The organism is Aquimarina agarivorans, assembly GCF_000218485.1.
Lineage (GTDB): Bacteria > Bacteroidota > Bacteroidia > Flavobacteriales > Flavobacteriaceae > Aquimarina > Aquimarina agarivorans.
Genome location: NZ_AFPB01000019.1, coordinates 1 through 11,103 on the forward strand (window position 1 = coordinate 1; position 11,103 = coordinate 11,103).

9 protein-coding genes are annotated in these 11,103 nt (G+C 33.3%); 7 read left to right on the forward strand and 2 right to left on the reverse strand.

The features are described 5' to 3' along the window. Positions 1–485: 485 nt before the first annotated feature. Positions 486–2,441: a tetratricopeptide repeat-containing sensor histidine kinase gene (locus GMC_RS0100675; RefSeq protein WP_010520319.1), complete on the forward strand. Its 1,956-nt coding sequence runs from the start codon at positions 486–488 to the stop codon at positions 2,439–2,441. A 10-nt stretch (positions 2,442–2,451) separates the two neighbouring features. Here GMC_RS0100675 and GMC_RS0100680 read toward each other — a convergent pair whose 3' ends face one another. Beyond that, positions 2,452–3,141: a response regulator transcription factor gene (locus tag GMC_RS0100680; protein WP_010520320.1), complete on the reverse strand. Its 690-nt coding sequence runs from the start codon at positions 3,139–3,141 to the stop codon at positions 2,452–2,454. Between the two features lie 223 nt (positions 3,142–3,364). On the opposite strand from GMC_RS0100680, the gene GMC_RS0100685 reads away from it, so the two are divergent. The 4 genes from GMC_RS0100685 to GMC_RS0100700 are packed head-to-tail and all read left to right on the forward strand — an operon-like array spanning position 3,365 to position 7,506. Next, on the forward strand, positions 3,365–4,138 hold the full coding sequence (locus GMC_RS0100685; protein ID WP_010520321.1) for an XRE family transcriptional regulator: 774 nt from the start codon (positions 3,365–3,367) through the stop codon (positions 4,136–4,138). Next, complete coding sequence (locus GMC_RS0100690) at positions 4,135–5,475, forward strand: exonuclease domain-containing protein (protein WP_010520322.1); 1,341 nt, start codon at positions 4,135–4,137, stop codon at positions 5,473–5,475. Before GMC_RS0100685 ends, GMC_RS0100690 begins: the two co-directional genes overlap by 4 nt. After that, positions 5,475–6,737, forward strand: coding sequence for a putative DNA modification/repair radical SAM protein (locus GMC_RS0100695; protein WP_029489528.1), 1,263 nt, complete (start codon positions 5,475–5,477; stop codon positions 6,735–6,737). The genes GMC_RS0100690 and GMC_RS0100695 overlap by 1 nt, the downstream gene beginning before the upstream one ends. A gap of 1 nt (position 6,738) precedes the next feature. After that, positions 6,739–7,506: a TIGR03915 family putative DNA repair protein gene (locus GMC_RS0100700; protein ID WP_010520324.1), complete on the forward strand. Its 768-nt coding sequence runs from the start codon at positions 6,739–6,741 to the stop codon at positions 7,504–7,506. A 10-nt stretch (positions 7,507–7,516) separates the two neighbouring features. Here GMC_RS0100700 and GMC_RS0100705 read toward each other — a convergent pair whose 3' ends face one another. Beyond that, entirely contained in the window at positions 7,517–7,960 is a 444-nt protein-coding gene (locus tag GMC_RS0100705; protein WP_238527891.1) for a YetF domain-containing protein, read from the reverse strand. Positions 7,961–8,390: 430 nt separating this feature from the next. On the opposite strand from GMC_RS0100705, the gene GMC_RS0100710 reads away from it, so the two are divergent. Together GMC_RS0100710 and GMC_RS0100720 are read left to right on the forward strand one after the other, a co-directional pair. Beyond that, complete coding sequence (locus tag GMC_RS0100710; protein WP_010520326.1) at positions 8,391–10,187, forward strand: alpha-amylase family glycosyl hydrolase; 1,797 nt, start codon at positions 8,391–8,393, stop codon at positions 10,185–10,187. Between the two features lie 203 nt (positions 10,188–10,390). Continuing rightward, positions 10,391–10,816, forward strand: coding sequence for a DUF6565 domain-containing protein (locus GMC_RS0100720; RefSeq protein ID WP_010520327.1), 426 nt, complete (start codon positions 10,391–10,393; stop codon positions 10,814–10,816). Positions 10,817–11,103 lie beyond the last annotated feature (287 nt).

Below are 11,103 nucleotides of genomic sequence, written 5' to 3' on the forward strand. Positions count from 1 at the left end.
AGGAAATAACAAAAGTAGCTAGAGTTGTACTAATTAAGATTTCTATTCAGAAATTGTCAATTTAAGATACTTAAAGGAAGGTTAAATTAATCCTAATTACGAGAATATCTTTGATATATTTAAATCTTAATTATCGAGCCAAAAAAGTGTCAGTGATTTTTTTGTTAGAAGAAAAAATAAATTACATTTATCCTTGATTACTAGGAATTTGCCACCAAAGTATTTTACTAATGATCAGTATTTTTTGCTGTACACAAAAAAGGATACCAGCTCAGCTGTAAAAGTTAAGCTGTTTTTTTTAAGTGTGAATGGTAAAAAGAATTCTTTTAAAATGGATAGGTTAACAATTGAAATGATGTTGCTATTTCAATTCTGATATAAAATGCTTGTAATCATAAATTGCTTTGGCATGCAGGCATTTTATTTTCTGAAGGCGAAGCAATATTTAATTATTTTCTATCATCAATTTTTGTATTAATTCATTTATGAAATGCTTTTTAGCAAATCTTGTTTTTTTTGTTTTAACGTTTTTGTCGGATGTTACTTTTGGTCAAGCTAATGTCAACAGTGAGGGCTTAGCAAAATTGAAACAGCAGGAAGATACAGAACGAAAGCAGGTACGTAAAGCACATCATTTATTTTATGAACTTAATGATAAAGAAGCAGCTTATAAATTATCGCATCAACTTCTAAAAAAGTTAAAAACAGATGGAAGTAAGTCTCGGTTAACACATTTAATTTCATGTTATTTTTTGGAGTTGAAAATGACCTCAGATTCGGCATTGTATTATTCACAAAAAACATTGAATTATTCCAATTTTTCAAATGATTCGGTAAAGCAAATGCGGAATCTTATGGGAAATATGAGTTTGGCAAGCACCTACCTTAATAAAGGTCTTTATGAAAATGCAAAAAGAGTTGCTATCGAAGGTCAGGAGTCTGCCGGGAAATGGAATTTTGAGGAAGAGCACGATCGTTTTATACTTTACCTTGCGGATATTTATTCTTACGAGGGGAAGTTTGATAAATCTATAGCCTTATTTTTAAAAATAATCAATAGTATTGATATTGATGTAGCTGTGGGTTCTATGATGTCTCTGGGGCGTATTTACAATCAAATGGGCGAGTATAAAAAGTCAATTTTGTATTATGACAAAGCCCTTAAAATTAATGAAAACCCTTACTACGACTTGGCAATAAGCTTTTATTCTATAAAAAATTTACCCTTTATAGGTGCGCAGGATAAGGTAATTCAAAAGTTAGAAGCGGTTGTCAAACGTGGCGAGGAAATGAAAATTTCGCATCTTAAAAATCAAGCTAAAAAGGAATTGATTGATAAGTTTCTAATGAAAAATCAATTTAAAGAAGCTGATCATATACTCTTACCTCTTTTGGAAGAAAGAAAAAAGCAAGGCAATTTAATTGAAATGTTATTTTGTTATGATAAACTAAAGGAAAGTGCGAAAAAAAGAAATAGCTACTCGCAGGCATTAAAGTATTCGGAGGCGTTTCTGGAAATTCGGGATTCCATTAGTGAAATCCAAAAGGAAAAAGAAATTGATGAGTTGGAAGTAAGGTTTGAAACCCTTCAAAAAGAAAAAGAAAATGAACAGCTAAAAAAAGACAAGGAAAAGCAGGTGTATATTAAAAATTTGATTCTTGCTATTTCGGTAATTTTGTTTATATCTATAATGTTACTAGTTGTAGGATATTCTCAAAAACTGAAGACACAAAATAAGTTGATTACTATTGAAAAACAGGCAGCCAATCAAAAAATTAATGCTTTAATGCGGGAGCAGGATTTAAAGTTGGTAAAGGCTAAAATTGAGGGGCAGGATCGAGAACGTAAAAAGCTTGCTCAAGGGCTTCATGATTCTATAGGGAGTGATATTGCTACAATAAAACTACTTATTGGCGAAATCAAAACTACGGGAATCGCAAAAATCCAAGATCAAATGAATCAAACTTATAAAAAGATTCGTGAAATGTCGCATAACACCATACCTGTGGATAATAGGCATAATGATTTCATTGAAATTCTGAAAGAGTATTTTCAAAATATTGATGATGCTACAAATCTAAATATTAGTGTTGAAGTTTTTAAAAAAGAGGTGTTCAATCAAATTGAAACCTCAATTCAAAATGAAATCTTTGCAATACAAAAAGAATTAATTACAAATACTTTAAAACATGCCGAAGCAAAAAATGTGACTATTTTGTTGGAGTATATTTCAGGAAGTATTCATTTAACTTATGAAGATGATGGTAAAGGATTTTCCGAGGAAGTGCTGCAAACACATAAAGGAATTGGGATTAAAAACATCAAAAATAGAGTTGATCAGTTGTCAGGAGTGCTAATTATCGACTCGCACCCTAAAAGAGGGACGCTTTTTAAAATTGAAGTCAAAGTAATTTTGGATGAAAAAGTAGCATTGGTTTAAAGCTAGTAAGTTAGTTTTTTATGTATTTCATTTTTAACGCAAACTTTGTCAAGCCAGCTAAATTTCTTACTTCTAACTTTCGTATAATATTTTTTCTGTAGCTTTCAACGGTATGTTTACTTAAAAATAGAATTTCAGCAATTTCGTTAGTTGTATGTTCTTCAGCAATTAGGGTAATCACCTCAATTTCTCTTTTAGTCAAATTGATTTTTTCATTTTTCTTATTTAACAGCCTGTTTTGCAGGTAGGCATCTTTAATTTCTTTAGAAAAGTAATTGCCTCCTTTAAGTACGGATTCAATGGCTAAAAGCAACTCTTGTTTACTGGCATTTTTAGAAATATACCCATTTACATTATTAATAATTAACATATTAGTATATTCAGGATCATTCAGCATGCTGATCACTAGGGTTTTAATATCCCTTCGTTTTTCTTTAATGATTTGGTGTAGTTCAATACCATCCATTTCGGGCATGTTGATATCGGTAATAATCAAATCCACTTCCGTATCAGCATTTAGTGTCAGGTATTTTACCACTTCATTGGCGTTATGTGTGGCTTTGAGTATGTTAAACTGTGCTTCACTTTTCAAAATGCTTAACAAACCACTTAAAAACATTTTGTGATCATCAACTATAATTATGTTATGTTTTGTTGCTGTAAATTTTTGCATTTCCATAAATACAATATATAAAAACAAACACCTGATTTTTTACTTGTAGTAATTTTCTTTACCAAATAAAAGCGTCTCTCATATTCATTTTGCTGTGTTAAAGCTGTAGTTTAAAAGATGAGTGTACTTAGTAATTCCTACATAACTGGTGTTTTAAATTTTTAAAGGGATGAAAAACCGGTTAAAAAATAAGCGTTAAAATTAAATATAACTACAAATAGAAGCATTTAATACTTATATTTGTAGTAACATGAATTACATTGCTACAAACATCAAACACTTAAGGAGTTTAAAAAAACTTTCTCAAGAAGCTTTTGCCATGCAGCTAAATGTTTCCAGGTCTCGCATAGGTTCGTACGAGGAAAATCGTTCCGCGCCATCACTTGAAATGTTGATGGCATTTTCTGATTTTTTTAAACTTCCCATTGATGTTTTACTGCGTAATGATTTACGAAAAGGCAATGAAACTTCCTTTATTGAATTGGGGAATCAGCGGGTACTTTTTCCAATTATGGTTGACGAGTCAAATGAAAATTTAATTGAAATTGTTCCAGTTAAAGCATCGGCAGGGTACTTAAATGGGTACGATGATCCCGAATATATTGAGCAGTTGCAAAAAATAAAACTCCCCTTTTTGCCTACCGGAAAACACCGCGCATTTCCCATTAAAGGAGACTCCATGTTACCTATGAAGGATGGCGCTTTTGTAGTAGGGAAATTTATCGAAGATTTTTCGGAAATTAAAAGTGGTAAAACCTACGTGCTATTAACGTTAAATGATGGTATGGTGTATAAAAGGGTGTACAATCAAATTGAAGAAGTAGGGACACTCAAATTAGTTTCAGATAATAGTTTATACAAAGCCTATGAAGTTCCCGCGGCAGAAATAGTTGAAATTTGGGAGTTTACCTGTTGCATTAATACGCAGGAATATACGGAAGAGGAGTTAAAAATTAGCAGTATTATTACCATGTTTAACAACCTTGGGGTGGAGTTGAAATCACTAAAAAAGCAATTGAAATGATGTTTACGATTATTGATGTTGAAACCACCGGGGAAACCAATCGTATTACTGAAATTTCAATTTTTAAATACGATGGTAACACAGTGGTCGAAGAATTTACTTCGTTAGTAAATCCCGAGACTGAAATACCTACGTACATCACTTCGTTAACAGGAATTGATACTCATCTGGTAGCGGACGCACCTACTTTTAGGGAAATAGCGCAGCAAGTGTTAGCCATAACTCATGAAGCCGTTTTTGTAGCCCATAATGTTAATTTTGATTTTAACGTAATTCGTAATGAATTCAATTTATTAAAAATCCCCTTTCGGAGAAAAAAGTTATGCACCGTTCGCTTAGCGCGGAAGTTACTTCCGGGGCATAAATCCTATAGTTTAGGCAAACTTTGCACGGCATTACAGATTCCTTTGGTGGATCGGCACCGTGCACGTGGTGATGCGGAGGCTACCGTAAAGTTGTTTGCTCTATTACAGGAACAGCAAAACGCTTCCCAAGTGTTTGAAAAGTTTTTAAAAGCAACCAGCAGACAAGCAACACTACCCGCACATTTGCCCGATGAGGTTTTTGATGGTATTCCAAATGCCCCTGGTATATATTACTTCCGCAATAAAAAAGGAAAAATAATTTATGTAGGTAAAGCTAAAAATTTAAAAAAAAGGGTGTTGAGTCATTTTTATGACAAAAAGCAAAAAGAACTGGATTTATGTAGGGAAACAGCTCATGTTGATACTGAACTATCAGGGAGTGAGTTGGTTGCTTTGCTAATGGAGGATGCAGCCATAAAAAAACATTTTCCACAATACAACGTGGCATCCAAAAGAAACCCCAGGTCCTACGGAATTTTCACCTATACGGATCGTAATGGAGTGATTCACTTTGCGGTAAATATTTTAAAGCTTTGCCCAGAATATTTGCAAGTTTTTTACACCCAACGCGATGCCATTTTATATTTGGAAAAAATTTGTAAAGCATTTGAATTATGCCCTAAGTATTGCAGTTTACAACAAGTAAATTGGCATTGCAATCATTATAAAATTGATACTTGCAAAGGCATTTGCCAGCAAAAGGAAAGTACAGCGCTTTATAATACACGAGTGCGTTTGGCTATGGCCGAAATAAAAAATAGCGCCCAAAATAATGTTATTAAAAAACCGGGAAGGTCACAGGATGAAGAAGCATTTGTGATGATAAAAAACGGCGTTTATCAGGGATATGGCTTTATAATTAAAGAAGAGCAAATTGTGGACCAAGATCAGTTGGAGTCCTTTTTAATCAGAGAGAAGGATTCCATTGATGTACAATGTATTTTAAAGAAAGAATTAATATCCGATTGTTAATGTCATTTGAACGCATACAAGAAAAACTAAAAATTTTAGCCGATGCCGCTAAGTACGATGTTTCCTGTTCATCAAGTGGGAGTAAACGCTCAAATAAAAACAAGGGATTGGGAAATTCTAAAGGAATGGGTATTTGCCATACTTATACTGAAGATGGTCGGTGTGTTTCCTTGCTCAAAATTTTACTTACCAATCACTGTATTTTTGACTGTGCCTATTGTGTAACCCGAAAAAGTAACGACATTAAACGCGCGGCATTTAAAGTGCAGGAAGTGGTGGAATTGACGGTCAACTTTTATCGTAGAAACTATATTGAAGGCTTATTTTTAAGCTCAGGTATTTTTAAAAATGCAGACTATACCATGGAGCGTTTAGTAGCCGTGGCTAAAAAGCTTCGTTTGGAAGAAAATTTTAACGGCTATATTCATTTAAAATCAATTCCTGGTGCAAGTGATGAGTTAATGAGGGAAGCAGGCTTGTATGCCGATCGCTTGAGTGTAAATATTGAAATTCCTACGGTTTCAGGCTTAAAAAAATTAGCGCCAGATAAAAAGCATGAGGATTTTATTAAACCTATGGTAAAGGTTAAAAATGAAATCATTCAATACAAATCAGAAATAAAGAGTATCAAAAGCACGCCAAAATATGCACCCGCTGGGCAAAGTACCCAAATGATCATTGGGGCCAGCGGCGAAAATGACTTTCAAATCATGCAAACGTCCAATCATTTCTACAAGAATTTTAATTTAAAGCGTGTTTACTATTCGGGATATGTGCCTATTAGTTACGATGATCGCTTGCCTAAAATTGGAAGCGAAGTGCCAATGTTGCGTGAAAATAGGCTGTACCAAACCGATTGGCTCATGCGTTTTTATGGTTTCCATGTCAATGAAATATTGAATCCTAATTTTCAAAATTTAGATTTAGATATTGATCCAAAATTAGGTTGGGCGCTTCGGAACTTACATGAATTTCCAATTGACGTAAATACTGCCGATAAGCACATGTTGGCAAGAATTCCAGGAGTGGGTATGCAGTCAGTGTATAAAATTATAAATGCCCGTCGCTTTCGGTTACTAAATTGGGAGCATCTAAAAAAAATAGGGATTTCATACAACCGAGCTCAATATTTTTTGACTTGCAATAGTTTGGATTTTGAAAGAAGAGACCTTTCTGCTGCAAAAATAAAAAACTTAATTCTCCAGCAGGGAACGAGTAAATACAGTAAAATATTTAACAAACAATTGAACTTGTTTGACTGATATGAAATCAAGTAACTTAGTATTTGATGGTAGTTTTGATGGCTTTTTGAGTGCCGTATTTATGGTATTTGAACTAAAATTGACCAATGCGACGATACAGTGCCAACAATGGAATCAGAACGGGTTGTTTTCTAATGATGAAAGGGTACTTACTGACCAAACCAAAGCAAATCGTGTTTGGAAAGGGCTACAGGCTAAATTGCCCCAAAATGAAAGTTTGAAACTCTACTATTCATTTTTAAGTGAAAAGCGGGAAATATACAACATACTGCTTGATGTGATACAATATACATTTGGTAGTGCAACGGATACCAGCAGAAATTTTACGCATCCTAGTATTTTAAAAATATCACAAACGGCGAAAATGGTGGGCAGGGAAAAGCATCGTATGGAAGCCTTTGTGCGTTTTAAGCTTACTAAGGATGGCATTTATTTTGCAAATATTTCTCCAGATTTTAATGTGTTGCCTTTACTTTTAAAACATTTCAGAGACCGATATGCAGATCAAAAATGGATTATTTATGATATTTCGCGCAACTATGGTTTGTTTTATAATTTGCAAAACGTTGAGGTTGTTCAAATGCAGTTTCCCGATAAGTTTAACTTCAGCGCAAGCGATACTGATTATTTTGATGCTATTGAATTTGAGTTTGAACGGCTATGGAAGGATTATTATCAAAGTGTAACTATAAAATCAAGGAAAAATAACAAATTACACCTGCAGCATGTGCCTAAAAGGTATTGGAAGTATTTGAGTGAAAAGCAATAAATTTTATGTGTTATGGTGTTCTTTTAACTCCTTCCAACAAGCAATCGTCAAATTTTGCATCACCATTGGTGTTATGTAAAACGGAAATATCCCCTGTAGCCTCCAAAACTACAGCAATTACTTGATTCATTTTTAATACATTGACCTCTCTTAACTTTGCAATTAATTGCGATTCTGCAACTCTAGCATATTTTAAATTATCGTATAGTATGGTGTTTCCGTCCATAAGTAGTAGGGGTTTATTAGTAATTACATCCTGTACAATTTTTAGCTTTTTTTGAAGAATAGAAACTAAAAAAGAAATCGCGAGCAAGGAACCCATAGCAAACGTTCCGCTTTCAACAGAAGTAGAGCCTAACAATATAGCGCCAATAATACTGCCGATAGCTATGGTAAAAGCAAAGTCATAAGCAGTATACTTGGCAAATGAGCGAAGACCAATACTTCTGGTCAAAAAAATGACTACAATAAATGTAATAACGCTTAAGTGTACTTTATTGATAAGCAAATCAATAAAAAATCTATGAAAAGTTTTTGAAATTCTGGACTCATAATGGGTAGGGATTAATGATGGCTCAATACTGATGCTGATTTTAAATGTATAATGTGATGTGGTATCTAATATTGATTTAGCGTATTTGTATTTATTAATTATTCATTCTAACAAAAAGTATATGGTTAATAATATTCTATATTTTTTTTGTTAATAATTCGATATTCTATCGATTGCGTCAAAGATTTTTTTTTAAACTTCTTTGGTGTTTTGGATCTGTTTTAATTTTATTTATATAAAAAAACACATTAATATACTCAAATTTTTTTGGTTAAGGCTTGAAGGTCAGTATAATCAAAAGCATTAATTCAACTAACTTAAATAAAAACGTATGGAACAAGTAGCAGAACAAACGGTGGGAATGGGAGCTGTCGTTACAAAAAAAGGCACAATGTTTAGAGTATGGGCACCACATGCAAATCAAGTTTTTGTAACGGGCGATTTTAACAATTGGGCAGAAAATAAAGATGAACTCAAACACGAAGAAAATGGATATTGGGCAATTTTTATAAAAAAAGCAAAAGAAGGGCAGGAGTATAAATTTATAGTATATAATGGTGATCAAAAATTTCTTAAAAATGATCCTTACGCAAAAGAATTGACTAATAGTAATGGAAATTCAGTAATAAAAACGCTGAATTACCAGTGGGATCATCCCGATTTTAAAATTGAAGATTGGAACAAGCTTGTAATTTATGAATTGCATGTAGGTACATTTAACCGGAGTAATGACAAGGATAGTGTAGCTAATTTTAAACAAGTAGTAGCAAAACTTCCGTACTTAAAATCTTTAGGAATTAATTGTATTGAGCTGTTGCCTGTTGCTGAGTTTGCAGGAGGGATTTCATGGGGATACAACCCAGCACATCCGTTTGCAATTGAGCAAGATTACGGCGGTCCTGATGGATTTGCAGCCTTGGTTAATGAGGCACACAATCATGGGATTGCTGTGATTATGGATGTTGTTTACAATCACTTTGGCCCCTCAGATGTTGACCTGTGGCAATTTGATGGTTGGTCTGAAAATGACAAGGGCGGTATTTATTTTTATAACGATTACCGAAGCAATACTCCCTGGGGCGATACCAGACCCGATTATGGCAGGGAAGAGGTAAGGAGGTATATTCGAGATAACGCATTAATGTGGATTGAAGACTATAAATGCGACGGCTTACGCATGGATGCTACCTCATACATTCGTTATGAAAATGGCGGACTTGGATACGACCAAGAAATTATGGAAGGCAATGTGTTAATGCGTGATATTAATAATGAAATCAAAGAAAAATACCCTCATATTTTAACTATTGCCGAAGATTTGAAAGGGGATGATATAGTTACTGACGATTCAATTTTTGGCGGATTGGCATACGGTTCGCAATGGGATTCCAAATTTGTGCATCCAGTAAGAGAAACCTTATTATGTGTGAATGATGCAGATAGAGATTTACAAAAAATTGTTGATGCATTGCTTGTGCAATACAGTAATGATGTATTTAAAAGAGTCATTTATACGGAATCACATGATGAAGTGGCTAACGGACAAGCCAGAGTGCCGGAGGAAGTTCAGCCAGGGGAAGCAGATAGTTACTTTGCCAAAAAAAGAGCCATACTCGGTATTTGTTTGACACTAACGGCTGCTGGAATACCGATGCTTTTTCAAGGACAGGAGTTTGCTGAAGATGAGTATTTCAAGGATACAGAAGGGTTGGATTGGGAAAAATTTGAACAACACAAGGGCTTAAAAAAATTAGTCTCGGATATTATCAAGTTAAGAACTGGCAAAAATGATACATGTCAAGGGTTACACGGTCAATTTACTCATATAATTCATTTTAATCAAAACAATAAAGTACTGGCTTTTCAGCGATCCTTAACGGAAGATTTTGACAATGCAGCCTTAATTGTATTAAATTTTTCAAATACAAATTTTGAAGAATATAAAATTGGTCTACCTCAAAATCAAGGACAAATATTAAGGTTTAATAGTGATTGGAAAGGATATGACGATGAATTTACAGGAGCATCAGTTTCCGATTTAGAAGCGCAAGATTACGGAACGGACTTTAAAGAAAATACCGGGATATTCCAGTTACCAGCTTATGGCTGTCTTATATTTTCAAAATAATACTGGTTTTGATTTTAAATTACTCAAATAAAAATTAGTTTTTTTGTTTGGACAAGAAAGAGAACATAAGCAGCCTTGGCTACGGTAGTGTTTTGTTTTGAAGTGGCAAGCAAAAAAGAACCATTTTGAACGCAAAATTTAACTTTAGAAATGGGACAAACCCCTGAAATGGATATACCAAAAAACAATTAAAATTTAATGCAATGTCACAAAATCAAGTTGTTCGTTTACTAAATGAACTATACGTATGTCACTTGAATATCAATCAGGAACTCAGCTTTTTTATTCAAAAAAATGAAGCTGATTTAGACCGTAAAGTGCAGCGATTTAAAATAAATTTAACGACACTCTTAAAGCAATTTGACGTGGAGTTTACCAAATACTGTGGTTCAAAAATACATACGTTTGTTGATGAGCTGACTTTAAACAACAAATCTTCAATTGCGAATCTAACACTCATTAAATTTAATATTTCAAAATTTAATCTGCTGATTGAAAGTGTGTTGAATAATATTATTTGTGCCTTTGAGTTTAAAAATGTGCTAAAAAAGCTTAAAGAATGTTACAATACTTATTATAAATTTGTAACCAAACAAGCTTTAAGCGTATACAAAGATACAGCTTTTTAAAGTTGTGTCTTTGTACAAGTTGTAGTGATTATAAAAAATCTTGAGAAACAAATTTTAGATACAAGTCAAAATATTGATGCTTACGAATTAAAAATATCTAATTTAGAAGGAAGCCTCAAAACAAAAAAATATACCCTTGAGTATATTAAAGAAAAAAAGAACATCTAATAATTCGGGCTCCTATAGATGGTAGTATCCCTTATTGGTTTAACACTAAATACAATTTAAAAGTTATTCCAGATGGAGTGCTTTTAATTATTATTGCTCCAATAAATGAAAGTTATTAA

Coding starts and splice junctions, on each gene's coding strand:
- GMC_RS0100695 (WP_029489528.1), top strand. CDS start 5,475: ATGTCATTTGAACGCATACAAGAAAAACTAAAAATTTTAGCCGATGCC.
- GMC_RS0100710 (WP_010520326.1), top strand. CDS start 8,391: ATGGAACAAGTAGCAGAACAAACGGTGGGAATGGGAGCTGTCGTTACA.
- GMC_RS0100700 (WP_010520324.1), top strand. CDS start 6,739: ATGAAATCAAGTAACTTAGTATTTGATGGTAGTTTTGATGGCTTTTTG.
- GMC_RS0100690 (WP_010520322.1), top strand. CDS start 4,135: ATGATGTTTACGATTATTGATGTTGAAACCACCGGGGAAACCAATCGT.
- GMC_RS0100720 (WP_010520327.1), top strand. CDS start 10,391: ATGTCACAAAATCAAGTTGTTCGTTTACTAAATGAACTATACGTATGT.
- GMC_RS0100685 (WP_010520321.1), top strand. CDS start 3,365: ATGAATTACATTGCTACAAACATCAAACACTTAAGGAGTTTAAAAAAA.
- GMC_RS0100675 (WP_010520319.1), top strand. CDS start 486: ATGAAATGCTTTTTAGCAAATCTTGTTTTTTTTGTTTTAACGTTTTTG.